At 57.3% G+C, this 22,961-nt stretch carries 24 protein-coding genes; 9 read left to right on the top strand and 15 right to left on the bottom strand.

Going from position 1 to position 22,961, the window contains the following annotated elements; all coding sequences use genetic code 11:
• Position 1: 1 nt before the first annotated feature.
• The 5 genes from EV130_RS18315 to EV130_RS18335 form a co-directional block, all read right to left on the bottom strand.
• Positions 2 to 670, bottom strand: a complete 669-nt coding sequence (locus EV130_RS18315; RefSeq protein ID WP_074062986.1) for a phosphoribosylanthranilate isomerase — start codon at positions 668 to 670, stop codon at positions 2 to 4.
• A 76-nt stretch (positions 671 to 746) separates the two neighbouring features.
• On the bottom strand, positions 747 to 1,511 hold the full coding sequence (locus tag EV130_RS18320; RefSeq protein WP_074059650.1) for a M48 family metallopeptidase: 765 nt from the start codon (positions 1,509 to 1,511) through the stop codon (positions 747 to 749).
• Between the two features lie 89 nt (positions 1,512 to 1,600).
• Positions 1,601 to 2,035 carry a DUF2852 domain-containing protein gene (locus EV130_RS18325; RefSeq protein ID WP_132552246.1) on the bottom strand — a complete coding sequence of 145 codons (435 nt, stop codon included), beginning with the start codon at positions 2,033 to 2,035 and terminating at the stop codon, positions 1,601 to 1,603.
• Between the two features lie 144 nt (positions 2,036 to 2,179).
• A complete protein-coding gene (locus EV130_RS18330; RefSeq protein ID WP_074059648.1) occupies positions 2,180 to 3,451 on the bottom strand; it encodes a polyhydroxyalkanoate depolymerase in 1,272 nt (423 codons plus the stop codon).
• Between the two features lie 200 nt (positions 3,452 to 3,651).
• The gene (locus EV130_RS18335) at positions 3,652 to 4,494 is read right to left on the bottom strand and encodes a fumarylacetoacetate hydrolase family protein (protein WP_132660995.1); all 843 of its coding nucleotides are present in this window, start codon (positions 4,492 to 4,494) and stop codon (positions 3,652 to 3,654) included.
• Positions 4,495 to 4,727: 233 nt separating this feature from the next.
• On the opposite strand from EV130_RS18335, the gene EV130_RS18340 reads away from it, so the two are divergent.
• A complete protein-coding gene (locus EV130_RS18340) occupies positions 4,728 to 5,321 on the top strand; it encodes a nitroreductase family protein (protein WP_074059646.1) in 594 nt (197 codons plus the stop codon).
• A gap of 53 nt (positions 5,322 to 5,374) precedes the next feature.
• On the opposite strand, the gene gyrB is transcribed toward EV130_RS18340, so the two are convergent.
• The 5 genes from gyrB to EV130_RS18365 all read right to left on the bottom strand — a co-directional run bounded on the left by gyrB (position 5,375) and on the right by EV130_RS18365 (position 10,697).
• Positions 5,375 to 7,810: a DNA topoisomerase (ATP-hydrolyzing) subunit B gene (gyrB, locus tag EV130_RS18345; RefSeq protein WP_074059645.1), complete on the bottom strand. Its 2,436-nt coding sequence runs from the start codon at positions 7,808 to 7,810 to the stop codon at positions 5,375 to 5,377.
• Positions 7,811 to 7,943: 133 nt separating this feature from the next.
• Positions 7,944 to 8,321, bottom strand: a complete 378-nt coding sequence (locus tag EV130_RS18350; protein ID WP_074059644.1) for a helix-turn-helix domain-containing protein — start codon at positions 8,319 to 8,321, stop codon at positions 7,944 to 7,946.
• Entirely contained in the window at positions 8,318 to 8,881 is a 564-nt protein-coding gene (locus EV130_RS18355; RefSeq protein WP_074059643.1) for a Smr/MutS family protein, read from the bottom strand. The genes EV130_RS18350 and EV130_RS18355 overlap by 4 nt, the downstream gene beginning before the upstream one ends.
• Complete coding sequence (gene mltA / locus EV130_RS18360; RefSeq protein WP_132660998.1) at positions 8,881 to 9,999, bottom strand: murein transglycosylase A; 1,119 nt, start codon at positions 9,997 to 9,999, stop codon at positions 8,881 to 8,883. The genes EV130_RS18355 and mltA overlap by 1 nt, the downstream gene beginning before the upstream one ends.
• Positions 9,996 to 10,697, bottom strand: a complete 702-nt coding sequence (locus EV130_RS18365) for a Tim44/TimA family putative adaptor protein (protein ID WP_074059641.1) — start codon at positions 10,695 to 10,697, stop codon at positions 9,996 to 9,998. The genes mltA and EV130_RS18365 overlap by 4 nt, the downstream gene beginning before the upstream one ends.
• A 126-nt stretch (positions 10,698 to 10,823) precedes the next feature.
• Here EV130_RS18365 and EV130_RS18370 point away from each other — a divergent pair, with 126 nt between their 5' ends.
• Both EV130_RS18370 and secB read left to right on the top strand, forming a co-directional pair.
• Complete coding sequence (locus EV130_RS18370; protein WP_132661001.1) at positions 10,824 to 11,333, top strand: FxsA family protein; 510 nt, start codon at positions 10,824 to 10,826, stop codon at positions 11,331 to 11,333.
• A gap of 81 nt (positions 11,334 to 11,414) precedes the next feature.
• A complete protein-coding gene (gene secB / locus EV130_RS18375) occupies positions 11,415 to 11,891 on the top strand; it encodes a protein-export chaperone SecB (protein WP_074059639.1) in 477 nt (158 codons plus the stop codon).
• Positions 11,892 to 11,942: 51 nt separating this feature from the next.
• Here the strand turns inward: secB and dnaQ are convergent, their stop codons facing one another.
• From dnaQ to EV130_RS18400, 5 genes are read right to left on the bottom strand one after another with little or no spacing between them, the layout of a single operon-like run.
• Positions 11,943 to 12,656 carry a DNA polymerase III subunit epsilon gene (gene dnaQ, locus EV130_RS18380; protein ID WP_132661004.1) on the bottom strand — a complete coding sequence of 238 codons (714 nt, stop codon included), beginning with the start codon at positions 12,654 to 12,656 and terminating at the stop codon, positions 11,943 to 11,945.
• On the bottom strand, positions 12,649 to 13,260 hold the full coding sequence (gene coaE / locus EV130_RS18385; protein ID WP_132661007.1) for a dephospho-CoA kinase: 612 nt from the start codon (positions 13,258 to 13,260) through the stop codon (positions 12,649 to 12,651). Before coaE ends, dnaQ begins: the two co-directional genes overlap by 8 nt.
• Positions 13,257 to 14,117 carry a shikimate dehydrogenase gene (locus tag EV130_RS18390; protein WP_132661009.1) on the bottom strand — a complete coding sequence of 287 codons (861 nt, stop codon included), beginning with the start codon at positions 14,115 to 14,117 and terminating at the stop codon, positions 13,257 to 13,259. The genes coaE and EV130_RS18390 overlap by 4 nt, the downstream gene beginning before the upstream one ends.
• Positions 14,110 to 14,709: a Maf-like protein gene (locus EV130_RS18395; RefSeq protein WP_074059635.1), complete on the bottom strand. Its 600-nt coding sequence runs from the start codon at positions 14,707 to 14,709 to the stop codon at positions 14,110 to 14,112. Before EV130_RS18395 ends, EV130_RS18390 begins: the two co-directional genes overlap by 8 nt.
• A 34-nt stretch (positions 14,710 to 14,743) precedes the next feature.
• Positions 14,744 to 15,565, bottom strand: a complete 822-nt coding sequence (locus tag EV130_RS18400; RefSeq protein WP_132661011.1) for a pyruvate, water dikinase regulatory protein — start codon at positions 15,563 to 15,565, stop codon at positions 14,744 to 14,746.
• A gap of 404 nt (positions 15,566 to 15,969) precedes the next feature.
• On the opposite strand from EV130_RS18400, the gene hemE reads away from it, so the two are divergent.
• From hemE to rsmG, 6 genes are all read left to right on the top strand, one after another.
• Positions 15,970 to 17,004 carry a uroporphyrinogen decarboxylase gene (hemE, locus tag EV130_RS18410; protein ID WP_132661017.1) on the top strand — a complete coding sequence of 345 codons (1,035 nt, stop codon included), beginning with the start codon at positions 15,970 to 15,972 and terminating at the stop codon, positions 17,002 to 17,004.
• Positions 17,005 to 17,007: 3 nt separating this feature from the next.
• Positions 17,008 to 17,544 (top strand): protoporphyrinogen oxidase HemJ, encoded by a 537-nt coding sequence (gene hemJ / locus EV130_RS18415; RefSeq protein WP_074063392.1) that lies wholly within the window; start codon positions 17,008 to 17,010, stop codon positions 17,542 to 17,544.
• A gap of 193 nt (positions 17,545 to 17,737) precedes the next feature.
• Positions 17,738 to 19,003 (top strand): transcription termination factor Rho, encoded by a 1,266-nt coding sequence (gene rho / locus EV130_RS18420; protein ID WP_132552252.1) that lies wholly within the window; start codon positions 17,738 to 17,740, stop codon positions 19,001 to 19,003.
• A gap of 90 nt (positions 19,004 to 19,093) precedes the next feature.
• On the top strand, positions 19,094 to 20,407 hold the full coding sequence (gene mnmE, locus EV130_RS18425; RefSeq protein WP_132661020.1) for a tRNA uridine-5-carboxymethylaminomethyl(34) synthesis GTPase MnmE: 1,314 nt from the start codon (positions 19,094 to 19,096) through the stop codon (positions 20,405 to 20,407).
• A 37-nt stretch (positions 20,408 to 20,444) separates the two neighbouring features.
• Positions 20,445 to 22,319, top strand: coding sequence for a tRNA uridine-5-carboxymethylaminomethyl(34) synthesis enzyme MnmG (gene mnmG, locus EV130_RS18430; RefSeq protein WP_132661023.1), 1,875 nt, complete (start codon positions 20,445 to 20,447; stop codon positions 22,317 to 22,319).
• A gap of 22 nt (positions 22,320 to 22,341) precedes the next feature.
• Positions 22,342 to 22,959, top strand: coding sequence for a 16S rRNA (guanine(527)-N(7))-methyltransferase RsmG (rsmG, locus tag EV130_RS18435; RefSeq protein ID WP_132661026.1), 618 nt, complete (start codon positions 22,342 to 22,344; stop codon positions 22,957 to 22,959).
• Positions 22,960 to 22,961 lie beyond the last annotated feature (2 nt).

Genomic DNA, 22,961 nt, shown 5'->3' on the forward strand with positions numbered 1-22,961 from the left:
CTCAACTCCCTGAGACCGTTTCAGGCTCGCAAGCCTTCGCGACCGCATCGAAAAAATCATCGATCATGGCAACGCTCTTCACGCCAGGTGCACTTTCGACGCCGGAAGACACGTCGAGACCGGGCGCCTTGGAGATCGCCAGCGCTTCGGCGACGTTGTCCTTGTTCAACCCACCGGAAAGCATGTAATTCAGGCCATCGTCAAGCCGGCCGAGGAGGCTCCAATCGAAGGAAATCCCGTTGCCGCCGGGCAGTTCCGATCCTTTCGGCGGCTTGGCGTCGAACAGAAACCGGTCGGCTATCCCAATATAAGCGTCAACCCGCTTCAGATCATCGGCGCTGCGAACGCAGAAGACCTTCATGATCGCCACACCGTAGACGGCCTTTATCGTCAAGGCGCGCTCCGGGCTCTCGTTGCCGTGAAGCTGGATGATGTCCGGCTTCAAAAGCGAAACGATTTCATCGAGTTCGTCATTGGTCGGATCGACCGTGACGGCGACGATCTTCGCTTTCCCGCGGATCGGATCGGCAAGCTTTCCGGCAACGTCCGGCTCGACATATCGAGGGCTTTTCTCGAAGAAGATAAATCCGATATGGCTTGCGCCGCGGCTCACCGCGCGCTCGATCGCTTCAGCGCTCTTCAGGCCGCAGATTTTGATATCGGGTTTCATGGCAGCGAAGTGACACGAAAAGGCAAAAGAGTCGAGCCAATTTGCGACCAAGGCTTAATTTCCCGCGGCTGAAGGCTCAATCAAAGTCGATTGCGTGTAACTGGCTTCCGTAGCGTTTCAGCCAGGATTTCGCGTCCTCCATATGCGGGCAGAGCTTTTCGCAAAGCGCCCAAAAATGCGGGCCGTGATTCATTTCTCTGAGATGCGCCACCTCGTGGGCCGCCAGATAATCGATCACCGAGGCCGGCGCCATGACGATGCGCCAGGAAAAGCTCAAGTTTCCTTCCGACGAGCACGATCCCCAACGGCTGCGCGTGTCCTTCATGGAAATCGACTTGATCGGCGCCTTGATCGAACGTGCGTGGAAGTGGGCAAGGCGCTCGAGATCGGAGCGCGCCTCCTTCTTCAGAAAGGCTGCGATCCGGCGGCCAAGATGTTCCGGCAGGCCACTGACCTTCAGCACATGACGGTCGCCGACCATGAGTGCCTCGGTCAGGCCGCGCAGACTGCCGGTATGCTCGATCCTGTGCTTGATGCCGCGCAGCAGGATCTCGCCGCCATCGTGCAGTGTGTTGTCGACCGAGAACTTTGCCAGTTTCGTCAACAGCCATCCCTGATGACGGTCGAGAAAGGCGTTGACCTCGCGCTGGGCAAGGCCCTTCGGAACCGTCATTTTCAGCGCCCGGCCGCCCGGCTCGATTCGCAACGTGATACGGGTTGCGCGATCATGTTGCTTGATCGTGAGCGGCATCAGCCTGCCCGCGACGTCCAGCGTCCGCCTTTCGGGCGGAGCAGGTTTTCTCGCGGCAGTACGTCGCGGCTTGGAAAGGAGCGGAAACATCAACGCTTTTTCTATACGATTCGCAACAAATCCGGGCAAAGAAAAACCGGCATCGCCGATGCCGGTCTGCTGATCATCTGGCTGACACGCTAAGGCGCCTGAAATTCGGCAACCGGGCCATTGTCATCGCGCTTTGTATTCTTTCGGTCGCGCATGAAACGGTCGAATTCTTCCTGATCCTTGGCGCGGCGAAGCTCGCGCATATAGGTGTCGAATTCCTCGCGCATTTCATCGAGCTTACGGCGCTCTTCCTCGAGGCGGTCAAGCTCGGCCTTCCGCCAATCGTCAAAGGCGACGTTGCCGGTCGAAAAATGCGGGCGGTAGCGGCCATGCGAACGGCGGCAGCCGGCAAAGAAGCCGTCAGTCGCCTTATTCGCTTCGCGCTTGAAACCGCGAAGGCGCTCGCCGAAGATGATGTAGGCAAGCATGGCCAGGCCCAGAGGCCAGAAGACCACGAAGCCGAGCACCATCAACGCAACGGTAGCCGGAGTCCAATCCGGGCGAAGCAATGCTGACTGGTTCATCGTGCGGTATCCTCGCTTTCTGCGCCCGGCAAAATGCCGAACGCTGAAAATCGATGTGGTTACCGCCGGCCAACCCTTCAAGACGATTGCCCGCGAAATCGGACAAGGCCTTGAACAGGAAAGGTTAAATCAGCATTCCCTAACTCAGGCGGATTTGCCGCCCCGGATGACGCGCTTTACGCTCAGTTTTCCTGAACGAGAGTGTTCACGGACGAAGTTGACGATACGCGGCGCGATCTCGCGGCGGAAGCGGGATCCGTTGAAGACGCCGTAGTGGCCGACGTCGGGCTGAAGGTAGTGCATGCGCATGTCGTCGGGGATGTTGACACAGATCGTCTGCGCCGCCTTCGTCTGGCCCACACCGGATATGTCGTCGTTCTCACCCTCCACCGTCAGCAGCGCGACATTGCGGATTGCGGCCGGATCGACGCGCTTGCCACGATGAACCAACTCGCCCTTCGGCAACGAGTGCTTCATGAACACCTGGTCGACCGTCTGCAGGTAGAATTCAGCGGTCAGGTCCATCACGGCAAGATACTCGTCGTAGAAATCGCGGTGCTTTTCAGGCTCCCCATCGTTCTTCACAAGATGCATGAAGAACTCCTTGTGAGCGACCACGTGCCGGTCGAGGTTCATCGACATGAAGCCCGAAAGCTGCAGGAAACCCGGATAGACGGGGCGCATGAAGCCTGGTTGCGGCCAGGGCACATTCATGATGACGTTTTCGGCAAACCACGTAAGCGGTCTTTCTTCCGCGAGTTTATTGACCGCTGTCGGATTGATGCGGGTATCGATTGGTCCGCCCATCAGCGTCATCGACGATGGCGACAACGGGTCGTTTGCCTCTTCCATGACGGCGGCGGCAGCCAGCACAGGCACGGAAGGCTGGCACACGGCAATGACATGCGTGTCGGGGCCGAGAAAGTGCAGCATCTCGATGACATAGTCGACATAGTCATCGAAATCGAAGGTGCCTTCCGTCATCGGCACCATGCGGGCATCGACCCAGTCGGTGATGTAGATATCGGCGCTTGGAAGCAGCGCTTCGACCGTACCGCGAAGCAGCGTTGCATAGTGACCGGACATCGGTGCAACGATCAAGATTCGGGGGTCGCGGTGGGCCGAAGGCGTGGTGCGCGCAAAATGCAGGAGATTGCAGAAAGCACGCGACCAGACGATCTCTTCACGCACTTTGGTCTTGTTGCCGCCAACGACCGTTTCCTTCAGTCCAAACTCCGGCTTGCCGTAGCGACGCGTCGTGCGTTCGAACATCTCGAGACTGGCGGCGAACGTGCGGCCAAACGGCGTCTGCGAAAAAGGATTGAGCGGATTGGCATAAACAAGCCTCATCGCATCAGCGGCAGCGCGGAACGGCGCCATCGCTGCATGGTTCAATTCATAGAGCTGATAAAACATGAGTTGCGCCACCTTTCTTTTGCCGGAAAGGACAGCGCCGTCAGGCAGGCCATCTACTTCTTTCCATCGTTTGCGGGCACTTCAATTGAGGTTAATTTATTATTGCAAGGCAGCATAGGCATCCGCGACGCAAAAAGAAATGCCGGAAAATCTGATTCCCGGCAAATGATACGCTCACAATCGTTAAAGATCGGGCCGCTTCAGCGATCCGCGACAAAGGTCTGCTTCTGCGTGCCGAGGCCTTCGATTCCCAGTTCGACGACATCGCCAGCCTTAAGATAACGCGGCGGCTTCAAGCCCATGCCGACGCCCGGCGGCGTGCCGGTGGAAATGAAATCGCCCGGGTGCAGCGACATGAACTGGCTGAGATAAGACACCAGATATGCGACCCCGTAGACCATGGTCCTCGACGAGCCGTTCTGCATCGTCTGGCCGTTCACCTTCAGCCACATGGCGAGGTTTTGCGGATCGGCGATCTCGTCCTTGGTCACGAGCCATGGCCCAATCGGACCGAAGGTGTCGCAGGATTTGCCCTTGGTCCACTGGCCAGAGCGTTCCGTCTGGAATCCGCGCTCCGAGACATCGTTGGAGACACAATAGCCGGCAACGCAGTCCAGCGCTTCAGCCTCGGTGACATATTTTGCGGTCTTTCCGATCACGACGCCGAGCTCGACCTCCCAATCAGTCTTTTCGGAGCCGCGCGGGATGACGACGTTGTCGTTGGGTCCGACAATCGCGGAGGTGGCCTTCATGAAAATGATCGGTTCCGGCGGGACTGTTGCGCCAGTTTCGGCAGCGTGATCAGAGAAATTCAGGCCAATACAGATGAATTTGCCCGTGCCTGCAACACAGGCACCAATGCGGCCGGGAGCCAGTTCCGGCAGGCTTTTGGCGTCGAGCGCTGCGATTTTTGCCAGGCCGGCCGGCGAAATTGCCTCACCACCGATGTCGGAAACATGCGCCGAAAGGTCGCGAATCCTGCCATCTGAATCGAGTAGCGCCGGTTTTTCACGGCCCGGTTCGCCAACGCGCATCAGCTTCATAAAATCTCCTCCTCATCGAAAACGGACTGATATCACCTATGGACCAGTCGACTAAGCGTGTCATTACGGCTTTTTGCTGAAGCGGTACGCATTGTCAAAAATTTCGCCGGGGCTGAATTGGCGGGCGGCATTGAATGAAGTGATAACGAGCTGCGGCAATGGGTTTGCTTGCAAAGTTCTGTTGACAGGCAATATCATTTGCTCCAGCCCCTCAACCGTTATCCGGAAACAATATGACCGAAGCCAATTGCCGCACATCCGAATATCCGATCGATGCGATGTTTCTCGATCGCTGGTCGCCGCGTGCTTTCACCGGCGAAATCATGACCGAGGAGCAATTGCTGACGATCCTGGACGCAGCCCACTGGGCGCCGTCTTCCGGCAATCAGCAGCCTTGGCGCTTCATTTACGCCCTTAAGGGTACGGACCATTTCGAGAAGCATCTTGGCCTGCTTGTCGAATCGAACCAGGAATGGGCAAAGAATGCCTGCGCATTGATCTTTGTTGTCTCACGCAGCTTCAGTGGCGCTTTTTCAGAGAACAAACCGCGTTATACGCATTCGTTCGACGCTGGCGCCGCCTGGGGGCATCTCGCCCTGCAGGCACGCTTTTCAGGCTTCTACGCCCATGGCATGGGCGGAATCAAACATGATGAAATCAGGCTAGCCTTCGCCATTCCGGAAGGCTATCGCGTCGAGGCCGGGATAGCCGTCGGCCGCCTTGGCGACAAGAGCGTCCTGTCCGAGCGAAATCAAGCACGCGAAGTGCCAAGCCAGCGCATGCCGCTTTCGGAGGTGGCTTTCAACGGAAAATTCATTGCCAATTGATCCTGCCGAAACAAAAAGGCGCCATGAACGCGCCTTTTTGGACAAGAAATCGATCAGATATCGAGGTTTGCAACGCTGAGCGCGTTATCCTGAATGAATTCGCGGCGCGGCTCGACTTCGTCGCCCATCAGCCGGGCGAACAGGCCGTCGGCATCCGTTGCGTCGTTCACCTTGACCTGCAGCAACGAACGGGCGTTCGGATCCAGCGTCGTCTCCCAGAGCTGCTCCGCATTCATTTCGCCAAGGCCCTTGTAGCGCTGCATCGTCAGTCCCTTGCGGCCGCTGGCAAAAATTGCATCGAGCAGTGCGCGCGGGCCGGAAATCTCGCTATCTCCGTCGCGGCGCGAAAGCGCCGGTGGGCTCTGGTAGATTTCCTTGAGGCGCGACGATAGCTGATCGATGTGACGCGCGTCCTGCGAGCCGATCAGCGCCATGTCGAGCACGACGACTTCCTTGACGCCCCGCACCATTCGCTCCAGCCGCAACCCACCTTCACTGGTCAGCCCGCCTTCCCAACCGCGCTCGGTTTCCTCGGCGATGATGTCGAGTCGCTTGGCGACATCGGCCGCGAGCTGTTCGGCCCTGGCACGATCACTAACCGCTTCGGCGTTCAATGCCCCGGCGATTGCTGCCTGCTCAACGACAGCGCGATTGTAACGGGAATGCAGGTTTTCGAGCAACGCGCGCAGCCGCAATGCATCGAGGATCACTTCTCGCAGATCTTGGCCGGTGCGCACTTCACCGCTTGCGAGCCTCAGCGCCGCATCCTCAAGGCCCTGGCCGATCAGATAATCTTCCAGCGCCTTTTCGTCTTTCACGTATTGGACGGACTTGCCGCGCGAAACCTTGTAGAGCGGCGGCTGGGCGATGTAGAGATGACCGCGCTCGATCAGTTCCGGCATCTGGCGGAAGAAGAATGTCAGCAGAAGCGTGCGGATGTGGGCGCCGTCGACATCGGCATCCGTCATGATGATAATCTTGTGGTAGCGAAGCTTGTCGGCGCTGAACTCGTCCTTGCCGATGCCGGTGCCAAGCGCGGTAATCAACGTGCCGATTTCCTGGCTGGAGAGCATCTTGTCGAAGCGGGCACGCTCGACATTGAGAATCTTGCCTCGCAGAGGCAGGATCGCCTGATTTTCACGAGAACGTCCCTGTTTTGCAGAGCCGCCCGCCGAGTCACCCTCGACGAGAAAGACTTCGGACTTCGCAGGATCGCGCTCGGAGCAATCGGCGAGCTTGCCGGGCAGCGAGGCGATATCGAGCGCACCCTTGCGGCGTGTCAGTTCGCGGGCCTTACGAGCCGCTTCGCGGGCCGCGGCGGCCTCTACGACCTTGCCGACCAGCACCTTGGCCTCGCTCGGATGCTCCTCAAACCATGTGCTGAGCGCTTCATTGACGAGGCTTTCGACGACGGGGCGAACTTCCGACGAAACCAGCTTGTCCTTCGTTTGCGACGAGAACTTCGGATCCGGCACCTTCACCGATAGGACAGCCGTCAGACCTTCGCGGCAGTCTTCGCCCTGGAGTGTGACTTTCTCCTTCTTGGTGATACCGGAGCTATCTGCATAGGACACAACTTGGCGCGTCAGCGCGGCGCGGAAGCCGGCCATATGCGTGCCGCCGTCGCGTTGTGGAATATTGTTGGTAAAGCAGAGTACATTCTCGTGGTAGCTGTCGTTCCACCACATCGCGACTTCGACGGTAATTCCATCCTTTTCGCCGCGAATAGAGACCGGCTTGTCGACCAGAGGCTTCTTGGCACGATCGAGATAGGAAACGAAGGCCTCAAGGCCGCCGTCATAACGCATTTCTTCCTGCTTGATGTCCGAATGGCGCTTGTCGGTCAGCAGAATGCGGACACCGGAATTCAAGAAGGCAAGCTCGCGAAGGCGGTGCTCCAGCGTGCCGTAATCGAAATCCGTCATCGTGAAGGTTCCGGTGCTCGGCATGAAGCTGACTTCCGTGCCCGTGTCGCTGCCCGCGTCGCCTGTCACCTTGAGAGGCGCATCGGCAACGCCATGCGTGAAGCTCATTTCATGAATCCTGCCCTGCCGGCGGATCTTCAGTTTCAGCCACACCGAAAGGGCGTTGACGACCGAAACGCCGACGCCATGCAGGCCGCCGGAAACTTTGTAGGAATTCTGGTCGAACTTACCGCCGGCATGAAGCTGCGTCATGATGACTTCGGCTGCGGAAACACCTTCTCCAGTGTGTATATCCGTTGGAATACCGCGGCCGTTGTCCGTTACCGTGACCGAGCCGTCGGGGTTAAGCGTTACGGTGACGATGTCGGCATGGCCGGCCAGCGCCTCGTCAATCGCGTTGTCGACGACTTCGTAAACCATGTGATGCAGGCCGGAGCCGTCGTCAGTGTCACCGATATACATGCCGGGGCGTTTACGCACGGCATCAAGTCCCTTGAGGACCTTGATGGAATCCGCGCCATATTCGGTGTTAACGCCGTTTTCCGTCGCTGGTGTATCGGTCATGCTGTCTTTGAATTTCCCTGTTGTAGGAGCCCGGAGAGCCTTGCGAATCACCGGCCTTTTTCATTTCGGAATATAGGGTTTTTGGGCGCCGTTCCCAATGGCAGAGCCCGGGAATCCGGCATAAAGCAGGGGATTATGACGCTTTTCCGTCAGCTTTCCCGAGATTTTCAAGCGTAGCCGCGAGCTCGGCCAAAGCTGCACTGTCAAGGTGTCGAATCCGGCCCGCCAAACGATTGGCAAAAGCCGTATATTCGGGAGGCAGACCTGCGGTATCGATCACCACGCGCGGGTCCGAAGCGCGGGCGAGCAGGAAGAGTTCCTCAGCTTCGTCCCAGATGATGTTGAAATAGCCGGCGATCCGCTGAAGCAGGTCGAAGGTCGGCAAGCCGCGTCTTCCATGTTCGAGTGCAGAGAGATAGGCAGGCGAGACGTTGAGCGCCGCTGCCATCTGCTTCTGCGACACGCCTTTGCGCGCCCTAAGCTTTCGAACAGCCTCGCCGAACGGTGTCATGACCTGTCCCCCTGTCGCCGGGAGAGCCTGATATAGAGCGCGCCCTCGCCGCCGTGGTGGTGCGCAGCCGCCTCGTAAGACGAGATCAGGTAGCGGAATTCCGGTTTCGAAAACCAAAGTGGTACAGCCCGCTTCAACGCACCTTCGCTCCCCATCGAACTGCCCTTGCCGGTGATCACCAGCACATGACGCATGCCGCGCTCATGCGCACGGATGAGGAAATCGAGAAGCATGACATGGGCTTCGCTTTGTACGAGGCCATGCAGATCGATACGCGCCTCTAGCGCCAGCCTGCCTTTAGCGATCTTGCGTCTGACTGGCCGCTCCAGTGGATGGTGGGTGCCGGAAGGCTGTTTGGCTGTCGCGGGAAGCGCTGCAGCTTGCATTTTTGATTCGGAAGACGATTTCTGTTCGCCATTCCCGAGTTCGGCTTCGGTTTCCACAAGAAAGGCATCGAGTTCAGTGAACTCGCCTTTCTTGCCAGCGAGCGGCCGCGTACTGCGCGCAACCTTGCCCCACAGAATTCTCTCGTCCGTGCTGAGCTTGCGGTCTCTCGTCATCAGCCGAATCTTCCAGCCGCAGCGTTCGGAATGAGGATGGCAAAGTCCGCATCGTTACGGACCGTACCCGCCAGTTCGCCCGCTTCATCGCCGGAACCCGTAAAAATGTCGCCACGCGCCGGGCCGATGATCGCCGAGCCGGTGTCCAGGGCAAGCATCAAGCGCTGGAACGGCCTGCCCTTATCAAGATGGGTCAGGCTTTCGGAACGGATGAAGAAGGGAAAACCAAAGGTGTGTATGAGGCGGTCGACCGCAAGCGAACGTCCAGCGACCAACGGCACTTTCGCGGCAGCAACTGGTCCAGCTTCAGAAGCGTCAACCGGCGCCTCGCGGAAGAAGATATAGGACCGATTGTGCCAGAGAACCTCATCCACCTGCTCCGGATGCGCTGCGAGCCAGGCGCGAATCGACTGCATGGAAATGTTCGCCCGGTTGATTTCACCGCGATCGACCAACAGCTTGCCGATAGCGGAGAAAGGATGCCCGGCTTTTGCCGTATATGTGATACGCGCCGTGCGTCCATCCGGGTAACGCAGTCGCGCCGCGCCCTGCACATGCACGAAGAAGACATCGACCTTCGATTTCGCCCAGGCGATTTCAAGGCCGCGACCGTCAAGAAAGCCTTGGTCGATCGCCTGCCGGTCGGGATAGGCGCTTATCTCTTTATCCTTGAGGCGACCAAAGGCATAGGATGAATCGAGGCCTGCAGGGCGGTTGCTGTTGTCGAGGTCGACCAGATCATCGGGTCGGCGGTAGAAGGGGAAGCGATAGGTGGAATCGAGCCTGTCTGAAACGGCGATTTCCGGTTCGTAGAAGGCGGTGACGAAGCCCGGGCTGCCGTCCGCTTTCCTGATGAAATATGGCCGACAGTTCTTCTCGAAGAAGGATCGTGCTTCAAAAGCAGATGCGGGTTTTCGATTTCGGGCTGCATCGAGCAGAGGCAAAAGATCCTCGGTGCTCAGACCAAGCGATCCGGTGCGGTAGGGTTTCGTACCGGTAATTTGGCGGCGGCACGCTTCCATGACTTCAAAAAGGCTGGAGGGATCATCATCCTTCCAGCCCTTGAGATCATCGAAACCGACAGCTTGCAGAACGAAGCCCGCTTTATCGTCACTCATGTTTCCGATTCGGTTGCCACGAGTTTCCAATTGGGATCGCGCGATCGCGTATCGCGGGCAAAGGTCCAGATGTCGTTGACTTCGGCAACGTTTTCGACATCGCCTTCTATCAGCTTGTCAGCTTTGTCGTAGGTGGCCGAGATCAGCTGGCTGGCAATGCGGATCGTAATCTGTGCCTCGCTGCCTTTGACTTCCACCTGTGTGATGTCAGCCTTGTCAATGCCAACAAAGGTGGATTTCACCTTTTCGCCCTTTGCCTCGCGATCTGCGATCGCCGCGTCGAAACCTTCATAAACCTCGCGGGACAGAAGATTTTTCAACGTCTTTCTGTCGCCGTCGGCATAAGCCATGACGATCATTTCGTAAGCCATCTTCGCGCCGTTCAAAAATTCCTTAGGTGCGAAGGATGGATCGGCTTTACTGAGCGCACGCAAAGGCTCATTGAGCGGCGTGCCAGGGGGCGCAAAGGCGTCGACCACTGCAAAGCGACCTTCTTCTTCTGCAGGCGTATCGCGGCGGGGGAGCGTCACGACCTTGCCGGCTTCGGTATGCTCAGGACCGGCGGCATCGCGCGGCGTAAAGAGATCGCGCGGCGGCTTCTCATTTCCCGTGCGGCGTCCCAGAACACTGCGGAGCTGGAAAAAAATCAGCACCGCCGCCACAAGGAAAAACAAAGTGATGAAGTCGTTTGAACTCATATCGTGCCGCAGCCACCGTTAACATCTATGATTTGTACTCCCATATAGTCCGCATAGACAGATGATTCAAATAGCCGCAATCTTGCGATTGCAATCGAGGCCCGGCGAGTGCCGGTTGGAGAGACCATGCGACTTGCAATGCTTCCAGGTTTTGTGCTGCTGCTGCCCTTGGCGGAGATAGCGGGCTTGGTGATCGTCGGGCGCGCGGTCGGCCTGCTGGCGACCCTTGGTCTCGTCGTCTTGAGTGTTGTGATCGGTATGGCACTGCTTCGCCGCCAGGGAATAGGCATCCTGCAGCGCATGTCGAGCGAGGGGCGAAACGGCGCAGTTCCGGGCCGGGAGCTTCTGCGGCCGGCCATGTTCGTCATCGCGTCGCTGCTTCTCATCATCCCGGGATTCATTTCAGACATAATCGCAATCGCGCTTTTCATCCCGGCGGTTCGTGATCTTGCCTGGAACTACATCCGCAAGCGATTCGTTATCGTTGACGCAAAGAGGGGCTTTACCGGCTCGCAATCTTCCGGATTCAGCGACAAATCCAAGCCGGATTCGAAAGTCGTTGATCTTGACGAGGACGACTATAGCCGCGAGCCTAACAAAGAATCTCCCTGGGCAGGCAAGCGGCTCGGCGAGTAGAGACCGATTCGCCCAGGGTTGTAAGCCTTTTGCCGAAATGATAGATGGCGGCACCATCCAATGCCCCTCGAGGAAAATCCAATGGCTGATGAAAACAACGGCAGCGGCACGACAAGCCCGAGCCTCACCATTCTCGCTCAGTACACGAAGGACCTTTCCTTCGAAAATCCGGGTGCGCCGCGTTCGCTTCAAGCGCGCGACAAGGCGCCGGCGATCAATATCAACGTCAACGTCAACGCCAATCCGCTTTCCGATACGGATTTCGACGTTGTGCTGTCGCTCAACGCCGAAGCCAAGGATGGCGAAAAGACGGTCTTTCATGCCGAGCTCGTTTACGGCGGCGTCTTCCGCGTTGCCGGCTTCCCGCAAGAACACATGCTGCCGGTCCTCTTCATCGAATGCCCGCGCATGCTCTTTCCGTTTGCCCGCCAGATCATTGCCGATGTTACGCGCAATGGCGGTTTCCCGCCGCTGATGATCGACCCGATCGACTTCGCACAGATGTTTGCGCAACGCGTCGCCGAAGAGCAGACGCGCGCAAAGGTGCAGACCAACTGATTCGAAATACCTGACTTGACTGCGGTGCCCGGGTCAAAAGCCCGGGCATTTTTAGTTTGGACGATCGTATCTGGCCCAGATGCCTTTGTTGCCGAGCGCGGCAACCAACGCATCGTGAGCCTGAGCTTCCGCTTCGCTCAGGCGCGGTGCAAGTGGCCGGGGCCGCTCCAAACCGATGTCTAGGGCCTCTTCCAGAACAATCTCGGCGTCACCTGCCCCGCTTGTTGCCGCAATGCTCAAACCGAGTGCGGTCTGACGCCCGCCGATCATCTCAATATACACTTCGGCAAGTAGTTCGGAGTCGAGCAGTGCACCGTGTTTTGTACGGTGTGAGTTGTCTATACCGTAGCGGCGGCAGAGGGCATCGAGGGAATTCGGTCCCATTGGATGTTTGCGCCGAGCGAGAGAAAGCGTATCGACCACCCTTTCTGGCAGAATCGGCGGTATGCCAAGGCGCGCGAGCTCGGCATTGACAAAACCCATATCGAAGGTCGCGTTGTGCGCGATCCACCTTGCGTCACCGAAGAAGTCGATGATCTCTTCAACCACGTCGGAGAAAGGCTTCTTGTCCTTCAAAAACTCGTCGGTTATGCCATGCACGGCGAGCGCATCGGGATGGACTTTCTGATCTCCCGGATTGATATAGATATGGATCGTGCGGCCGGTCGGGAAATGGTTCAAAAGTTCGACGCCGCCGATTTCGATGATGCGGTCCATCCGGCTGTCGAGACCGGTGGTTTCCGTATCGAAAATGATCTCACGCATTCTGGAAATCTCCTTTCGCGATCCGCGCTTTCAGGTCGGAGATGATTTCACTCACCCTCGCGCGCGTGATTTCCATGGCGTGCCCGGTGTCGATGACATAATCGGCACGCTCCCGCTTTTCGGCGTCCGGAGTCTGCCGCGAGCGAATCATATTGAATTTTTCCTCGGTCATGCCCGGTCGCGCAAGCACCCGGTCGCGCTGAACCTGTGGATCGCAGCTCACGACCACGATTATGTCGACTCGGGTCTCCGCTCCAGTTTCGAAAAGCAGCGGGATATCGAGCAGGATGATTTCCGATCCTCGCGCCTGTTCGCGCTCGATGAACTCCGCTTCACGCTGGCGAACCAGCGGATGGACGATTGCTTCGAGCGTTTTGAACCCATCCGGTCGGCGCGAAAGCTGACGGCCAAGTTCCTGACGGTCGACGACGCCGTTCCTAACCGTGCCCGGGAACTCGGCTTCGATCAACTGCGCTGCCTCGCCGGCATAAAGCTCATGGACCACGGCATCGGAATCATTGACAGGAATGCCGGCTTCGGCAAACAGCTTTGCCGCAGTCGTTTTCCCCATCCCGATGGAACCCGTGAGACCGATCCGGATCATCTGTGTTCTTTCATATCTGCGACGACGAGTGCACGAAGCTCGTCATCGACGACCGGCCGCCTGCTGAACCATTTCTGGAAGCCCGGCACCGCCTGATGAAGAAGCATACCAAGTCCGTCCACGATCGCGAAACCCTGTTCCTCAGCTTGTTTCAGTAAAGGTGTCTTCAGCGGCACATAGACGATATCGGTGACGACCGCGTTACCATCGAGCGGTGAAAAATTGATTGGCGGTGCTGTTTCGCCGTCCATACCGAGCGATGTCGTATTGACGAACAGACCCGCACCTTTCATGACCTCCGTAAGCGCTGCCATCGGATGCGCATGGACCTTTTTTCCAAAACGATCGGCAAGTTCCTGCGCCCGGGCAGTGGTTCGATTGACAACATGGATCTCGCGGAAGCCGCGGTCGCGCACGGCCTGTATGACCGCCCGGCTGGCGCCGCCCGCACCGAGTATTATTGCGATCTCGTGCTGATCCCACCCAGGGTGGCGCTCGTTCAGGTTTGCGGTAAATCCGTGGCCGTCCGTGTTTGTCGAATGGAGTTTTCCTTCCTCCAGCCATAACGTGTTGGATGCACCGAGTTCCTGGGAGAGTTCGTCCGGCCTGTCCGCGAGCTGACAGGCCATCTCCTTGTGCGGGATCGTGACATTGCCGCCGATAAAGCCCGAGCTCTGATCCTTGAGCGATCCAATGAATGCCGCAAAATCGGCAGGAGCAACCTCGTACGCGCGGTAGCTCCCGCGAAGCCCAAGCTTTTTCAGCCAGTATCCGTGGATCAAAGGCGAACGGGAATGCCGCACCGGGAAGCCGGTGACGAAGGCATTGGGACCAAATGTTTCACGTGAATCATCCATCGATCGCATCCAATTCCCTCAGTTTCGCGAGCAGCGGCAACATCGGCAGGCCAAGGATCGTGAAGTAGTCGCCGTCGATCTTGCTGAAAAGTTGAATACCCTCCCCCTCCAGCTGATAGGCGCCAACACTGCCGAGCGCCTTGTTGCCAACGCGTGAAAGATGGCGCGATATGAAATCCGACGACAGGACGCGCATGGTCAGCGACGCGTGTGACACATGCTCCCATAGAAGTGCACCATTTCGGATGATGGCGATCGCACTGTTTAGACGATGTGTTTGTCCCGAAAGTAATCTCAGGTGATCGGCGGCGGCGGCCATGTCGTGTGGCTTGTGAAACACACGACGGCCGAGCGACATTGTCTGGTCCGAACCGATGACGAGTGCGTCCGGAAACCGACCGCTCACCTCGTCTGCCTTAGCCCTTGCAAGCACCAGAGCAACGGTATCTGGAGATATCCCCTCCCGTTCGAGCGGTGCTTCGATTGCGCGCTCGTCTATCTTTGCCGCATGCGCTTCAAACTCCAGGCCGGCATTCTTAAGCAGCATTTGCCGGAACGGACTGGAGGAGGCAAGAATCAGTTTCGATGTCATGCGTCTCTTTGCTCATGGTTCATGATGTCAGCGCTTAGCGCAGCTTGGGGCGCAGGGCAACGATGGCGGCTGCCGTCTCCTCGATGGAGCGACGGGTCACATCGATCAAGGGCCAATTGTGCCGCGCACAAAGCGAGCGGGCATATTTCAGTTCTTCGGAGATCGCGGCGCGATCCGTATACAGACCGCGATCGAAGCCGGGCGTTGCTCCCAGGATCCGGTTTTCACGCACCTGGGATATCCGATCCGTCGTTGCTATGAGGCAGACGATCAACGGCTTGGTTGCGGTGAGAAGCGCTTCCGGCAAAGGCACATCATAGACGATCGGAATGTTCGCTGTCTTGATGCCGCGATTGGCGAGATAGATACTCGTCGGCGTCTTGGACGTACGGCTGATACCGATGATGACGACGTCGGCGTCGTTGTAGTCCTCGGGCATTTGCCCGTCGTCGTGATCCATCGTGAAGTTGAGCGCCTCGATGCGCGCGAAATAGCCGGCATTCATGACATGTTGTGCGCCGACCCGACGCCGCAGCGGAGCCCCCAGATAAAGCTGGAAAGCGGCCATTACAGGCTCCAGCACGTTGACGGAGGCTACACCCATCTCCACGCATCTCTCATCGATCAACGCAGCGAGTTCCCGATCGACGACCGTGTATAGAACAATGCCTGGCTCGCTGTCGATTGCATCGAGAACCGCAAGCAGCTGCTTGCGATTGCGGATCAACGGATAGACGTGTTCGACCGCTTGGGCAGATTTGAACTGGGCGGAAGCAGCACGGCCGGCTGAGATCAGAGTCTCACCGGTCGAGTCAGAAATCAGATGCAGATGGAAGAAGTTCGTGCGGTTCTCCACGCTATTTTCTGCTGCCTGTTGAAAAGACTGGATGGCAAAGAGCTAAGGGACCGGCATGGCTTGAGGCAAGGGAAAACATGCCCCCTTATCCACATTTCGGGTTTTCTGGAGGGTACTGCAGGGCGGCCTGTGGATTTGTGTTCCGTTCTGAAGAACTCATCCAGAGTACACAAGATATCCACAGAAGGAAACACCTCGGCCTTCGAGGCAAGCGTCTGGAATCACTTTTGGATTCGAGCTTCTCCAAGAAACTACGATGGCAGGCTGCCGATCTTGTGCTGATATCTTCGATATGCGTGACATTTGGCATCACCAGTGGATGGATTTTAATCCTTGATAGACACCGACTCTAAGAAATAGAAACCTTTTAAAATATCTTTAGATTTTTATAAGGGACGAAGCGCTTGAGCGAAACACGCCGGAAAATCATGAGAGTCCTCGACGGCGAAACTCTCTCCCCTCCTCCGGTCTGGCTTATGAGACAGGCAGGTCGTTATCTGCCGGAGTACAGACAGACACGTGCAAAGGCAGGAAGCTTCCTCGATCTCTGTTACTCGCCCGAACACGCTGTCGAAGTGACGCTGCAACCCATCCGCCGCTACGGCTTCGATGCGGCGATCCTCTTTTCTGACATTCTCGTCATACCCGATGCCATGAAACGCAATGTGCGTTTTACCGAAGGCCATGGTCCAGAGATGGATCCGATCGACGAGGATGGGATTTCACGTCTGGAAGTGGATGGCGTAATCGACTACCTGAAGCCGGTGTTTGAGACAGTGCGGCGATTGCGCGCGGAACTCCCGGGAGAAACGACGCTTCTCGGCTTTTGTGGTGCGCCCTGGACGGTGGCAACCTACATGATTGCGGGCCACGGCACACCTGACCAAGCACCAGCGAGGCTTTTTGCCTACCGATATCCAAAAGCTTTCGAACGGCTGTTGATGCTGCTTGCGGATATTTCCGTCGAGTATCTGGTGAGGCAGATAGATTCCGGCGCCGATGCCGTGCAGATTTTCGATTCTTGGGCCGGAGTTCTTGGGGAAAAGGAATTCGAGGCTTTTGCGGTCAAGCCAGTCGCTCGGATGATTGCCGCTCTCAAGGCACGGCGGCCGAATGCCCGGGTCATCTCGTTCGCCAAGGGTGCGGGCTATCTCTTGAAGACCTACAGGCGCAAGACCGGTGCCGACGCGATTGGCCTTGACTGGTCCGTCCCGCTTGAATTTGCGGTCGAGCTGCAAAGGGAGGGAGCGGTTCAAGGCAATCTTGATCCGATGCGGGTTGTTGCCGGCGGGCAGGCTCTTGAGGAGGGAATCGACGATATCCTGGCGCAGCTCGGTGGCGGGCCGCTGATCTTCAACCTCGGTCATGGAATTACGCCGCAGGCCGATCCTGAAAATGTACGCCTGCTGGTCGAGCGCGTTCGCCGTAGCGGGTATTGAATGATGGAAAAGCAGTCGGATCAACGACCGGGTAGCTACGCGAGGCGACGAGCGCATTACGCCCTCGCCCTCTTTCTGGTGCTTGCTGTCGGACTGTTCGTATGGAACCCCGACGACCTGTATCTTTGGATCAAGGCGCTGCACATCATCGCGGTGATCTCCTGGATGGCGGGGCTGTTCTACATGCCGCGGCTCTTCATCTACCACACGGATGCGGAGCCAGGTTCCGTGCAGTCGGAGACCTTCAAGGTCATGGAGCGACGTCTGCTGAAGGTCATCATGAACCCGGCGATGATGCTGACCTGGGTCTTCGGCCTGTATCTGGCCTGGTCTCTTTATGGTTTTATGGGCGGCTGGTTGCATGCCAAGATCATCCTCGTCGTGCTCCTGACTGCGGTTCACATGTTTTTCAGCCGAGCGGTTGATGCATTCGGGCGCGACGAGAACCGGCGCTCGGCGCGGTATTGGAGGTTCATGAACGAAGCGCCGACGCTGCTGATGATCCTGATTGTCATCCTTGTCGTCGTTAAGCCCTTTTGAAGTGAGCAGGCGCCGCTTAAATTTACTTCATTTTGAGAAGCCCCCTTGCGGGGTCTTGTCTTAGTCGCTATTTTCCGCGCATCTCATCTTCGTGGCATGTGTTTTGAGTTCAGTCGTCTGCGAGCCCTTTCGCAACACCGAAACGACGCAACATAGCCTTCCCCCCTTCGAAATATAGAGTAATGGTCACTTCATGGCTGAAATGAAGCTTCAGGAACTTAAGAGTAAATCCCCGACCGATCTTCTGGCGTTCGCCGAGTCGCTCGAGGTCGAAAATGCAAGCACCATGCGCAAACAGGAACTGATGTTTGCGATCCTGAAAGTTCTCGCGAGCCAGGACGTTGAGATCATCGGCGAAGGCGTCGTGGAAGTCCTGCAGGATGGTTTCGGCTTCCTGCGTTCGGCAAATGCCAACTATCTGCCAGGTCCGGATGACATCTATATTTCGCCTTCGCAAATCCGCCGCTTCTCGCTGAAAACTGGCGATACGGTCGAGGGACCGATCCGCGGTCCGAAGGAAGGCGAGCGCTATTTTGCTCTGCTCAAGGTGAACACGATCAATTTCGACGACCCGGAAAAAATCCGTCACAAGGTCCACTTCGACAATCTGACACCGCTTTATCCGAATGAACGATTCAAGATGGAACTCGATGTCCCGACATCGAAGGATTTGTCTTCGCGCGTCATCGATCTCGTCGCACCGCTTGGCAAAGGCCAGCGTGGCCTCATCGTCGCGCCGCCCAGAACCGGTAAGACCGTTCTGCTGCAGAACATTGCGCACTCGATCACTGCAAATCATCCGGAATGCTACCTGATCGTTCTGCTGATCGATGAACGTCCTGAGGAAGTGACGGACATGCAGCGCTCGGTGCGCGGCGAAGTGATTTCATCAACGTTCGATGAGCCGGCTGTGCGTCACGTGCAGGTCGCCGAGATGGTGATCGAAAAGGCAAAGCGGCTTGTTGAACACGGCCGCGATGTCGTCATCCTGCTCGATTCGATCACACGCCTGGGACGTGCCTACAACACCGTCGTGCCGTCCTCGGGTAAGGTCCTGACCGGTGGTGTCGATGCAAACGCTCTGCAACGGCCGAAGCGCTTCTTCGGCGCTGCACGTAACATCGAGGAAGGCGGTTCCCTGACGATTATCGCAACGGCGCTCATTGATACAGGCAGCCGTATGGATGAGGTCATCTTCGAAGAATTCAAGGGTACCGGTAACTCTGAAATCGTCCTGGATCGCAAGGTAGCCGACAAGCGCATCTTCCCGGCGATGGATATCCTGAAGTCCGGCACGCGCAAGGAAGACCTGCTTGTCCCGCGTCAGGACCTGCAGAAGATCTTCGTACTTCGACGTATTCTCGCCCCCATGGGAACGACCGACGCAATCGAGTTTCTCATCGACAAGCTGAAGCAGACGAAGAACAACCCGGATTTCTTCGAGTCGATGAACACATAACGGATAGCCTGTCGTATAATAATAGAGCCGGTCATCTTCCGTGGCCGGCTTTTGTTTTTGAACGATCCGCACGGCCAGAGTAGACCGAGGATGTCCAACGATACCATCTATGCACTGTCGAGCGGAGCCGTCCCCTCAGGCGTTGCGGTTATCCGCCTCAGTGGTGTGAAGACGCGTGATGCTGTTGAAATGCTGGCCGGCGACGTTCCACCGCCGCGGCTGGCCTCGCTGCGAACGATTCGCTTGCGTAACGGTTCGACCATCGATAGCGGTTTGGTCCTTTTCTTCCCCTCTCCCGCGTCATTTACAGGCGAAGACAGTGCAGAGTTCCAGCTGCATGGCAGCCGGGCCGTGATCAATGCGCTTTTCGAGGAACTGGAGGCGATCGACGGTGTCCGGATGGCGGCCGAAGGTGAATTCTCGCGGCGCGCTTTTGATAACGGCAAGCTCGACCTTGTCGAAATCGAGGGTCTGGCCGACCTCATAGCCGCAGAAACCGAGATGCAGAGACGTCTGGCGGTCGAGCATAGCCAGGGGAAGCTGTCCAGATTATACGATTCGTGGGCGGAACGATTGACGCGGGCTCGGGCCCTCATTGAAGCCGAACTCGACTTCGCTGATGAAGATGACGTGCCCGGTTCGGTATCGGAACTGGTCTGGACTGATATTGGCCGGTTACAGGCAGAGTTAAAAAGTCATCTCACCCATGCGCAGGCCGGAGAGATAATTCGCGATGGCTTCAAGGTCGTCATAGCAGGCGCGCCGAACGCCGGGAAATCCACGCTGATGAATGCCCTTGCACGGCGAGAGGTCGCTATCGTGACGGACATCGCGGGAACGACGCGCGATGTTCTTCATGTCGACCTCGACATCAATGGCTTTCTCGTAAAGCTCTACGACACGGCAGGTTTGCGCGAGGCCAAAGGACGCGTCGAAAAAGAGGGGATACGCCGCGCTGAGCAGGTCATCGCCGAAGCGAGTCTTGTCCTTTACCTCGAGGATATGACGAAGGCCACACATGGGGTTGCGCCAATCACCAATACGGAAGTCTTGCGGGTTGGGACAAAGGCCGATATATCCGCGGGGGATGGTTCAGGCCCTTACGATTTGACGATATCAGCCGTCACGGATGCGGGATTGGTTACCCTTCGCGCCGCCATCGCCGAGCGGCTTGAGCAGCAGGTAAACAGCCATAACCTGGCGATCCCAAGCCGCAAGCGCCAAAAGGATTCGCTTGCGGAATGCCTTGGGGCGATCGAGGCGGCTTTGGCGGAACCGGCTGGTCTCGATATCAAAGCCGAGAATCTTCGTATCGCAGGCAATGCCTTGGGAAGAATTACAGGACGCGTCGATGTCGAGAATTTGCTCGACGTGATATTCTCAGAATTCTGCATCGGAAAATGATTCACGTGAAACATCTTAAAGCGTGCGGGAAAACGAAATGAGTGTCTATCAATACGACGTCGTCGTGATCGGAGGTGGTCACGCAGGTTGCGAGGCCGCGAGCGCAGCGGCGCGCCTGGGCGCTCGCACAGCCCTGGTTACGCACCGTCGCGACACGATCGGCGTCATGTCATGCAACCCAGCAATCGGTGGTCTTGGGAAAGGCCACCTGGTGCGGGAGGTGGATGCGCTCGATGGCCTCATGGGTCGTGTGACCGACGCAGCCGGTATCCAGTTTCGGATGCTCAACCGCAAGAAAGGCCCGGCTGTCCGTGGCCCACGCACTCAAGCCGATCGCAAGCTGTATCGGATTGCTATGCAGTCGGCGATCGAAGCTATTGATAATATTAAGGTAATCGAAGGGGATGCCTTTGACCTTGATATATCAGACGGCCAGGTTACCGGCGTCGTCATGAATGATAGCCGGATTCTGACCTGTGGCGCCGTCGTTCTTACGACAGGAACCTTCTTGCGTGGACTTATTCATATAGGGGACAAGAAGATTCCAGCGGGCCGTGTCGGTGAAGATCCGTCGGTTGGTTTGTCTGTTACATTATCGCGTCTGGGGCTTCGTCTCGGCCGCCTCAAGACAGGCACGCCAGCGCGCCTTGACGGGAAAACGATCGATTGGACATCCGTCGGCCGACAGGGCGCAGATGACGACGTGACGCCGTTCTCGTTCATGACCGACGCAATCGTGAATCCCCAGATCGAATGTGGTGTAACGCGCACCACAGCTGCCACACACAAGATCATTCAGGACAACCTGCATCGCTCGGCAATGTATTCAGGGCAGATCGAGGGCGTTGGACCCCGCTATTGTCCCTCGATCGAAGACAAGATCGTGAAGTTCGGCGAACGGGATGGGCATCAGATCTTCCTGGAACCGGAGGGCCTTGACGACGATACCGTCTATCCCAACGGCATTTCGACGTCGCTGCCCGCTGAAGTGCAGGAGGCTTTCATCCGCACCATACCAGGCCTTGAAAAGGTGTCGATCGTACAGCCTGGCTATGCGATCGAATATGATCACGTCGATCCGCGCGAGCTGACGCCGGCTCTTGAAGTGAAGCGAATGCCGGGGCTTTACCTCGCGGGCCAGATCAATGGAACGACAGGGTACGAAGAGGCAGCGGCGCAGGGCCTCGTGGCGGGTCTTAACGCTGCGCGGCGCGCGGGCAATCAAGCACCGGTTTATCTGAGCCGCACAAACTCCTACATCGGTGTCATGATCGACGATCTGACATCCAGGGGAGTTTCCGAACCCTACCGCATGTTCACTTCGCGCGCGGAATACCGCCTTTCACTGCGCGCGGACAACGCAGACATGCGGCTCACTCCGATTGCGGACGAGATCGGATGTCTCGGAGAGGCTCGTCGGGCCAAATTCGGCGAATACAAATCAACTCTCGACGCTGCGCGAAAACAGCTGAAGGCATTGCTTCTTACGCCAAACGAGGCCCGGCAATACGGATTGAAGATCAATCTCGATGGGCAGAGGCGTTCGGCCTACGATCTGCTCGCTTACCCCGGCTTCGACATGAAGCTGCTGGCAACTGTATGGCCCGAACTTCACGCGTTGAGCAAGCCGGTCGCGGAGGCGGTTGAGATCGAGGCCTCATATGCCGTCTACATGCGTCGGCAGTCATCTGATATTGTCGATATCCAGCGCGACGAGAATCGCTTTATCCCAGATGATTTCGATTTTTCCACCCTGGCTGGCCTTTCGAATGAGCTCAAGCAGAAGCTTGGCAGGCAGCGACCGTTCAACGTCGCTCAAGCTGCGAAGATAGATGGCATGACCCCCGCGGCTATCTCCCTTCTGCTCGTTCATCTGCGCAAACTTGAGGCGGCAAAGCGGTCGGTGGCCTGAACACACGTTTTGAGAGTCTTCCATGCAGTTGAACGGTCAAAGTGTTTCACGTGAAACACAAGACAGACTGGAGCATTTCGTTGCTCTCTTTAGCAAGTGGTCCAAGGCCATCAACCTCGCGGCTCCGTCGACATTGGCTGATGCATGGCAAAGACACGTAGCCGACAGCGCGCAGGTCTTCCAACTGAACCCCGGCCCGAAAAGGTGGGTGGACATGGGCAGTGGCGGCGGTTTTCCTGGTGTGATCACTGCCATCTTTCTAGCCGAGCTTGGGGATGGGTGGGTTCATCTTATCGAGAGTAACAACAAGAAGGCGTCGTTCCTCAGACTAGCCCTTCGAGAGACAGGTGCACGCGGTTCCGTCCATTCGGTCCGTATCGAGGATGGGCCGGCTATTATCCCCTCATGCGAGGCCATATCCGCACGGGCCCTCGCTGATCTCGACAAACTATGCGATTTTGCCGAGCCCTGGATGCTGCGCAATGAAAATAACCGAGCATTTTTTCATAAAGGCCGGGATTACGCTGCTGAAATTGCCAAGGCACGTGGTCGCTGGCATTTTGATCTGCTAGAACATCGAAGCGTTGTCGAGCGAGATTCGGTCATACTCGAAATCTTCAATCTCCAACGCTTGGTTTAACA

It is taken from the genome of Rhizobium azibense (assembly GCF_004342325.1).
In the GTDB taxonomy this organism is placed as follows: Bacteria; Pseudomonadota; Alphaproteobacteria; order Rhizobiales; family Rhizobiaceae; genus Rhizobium; species Rhizobium etli_B.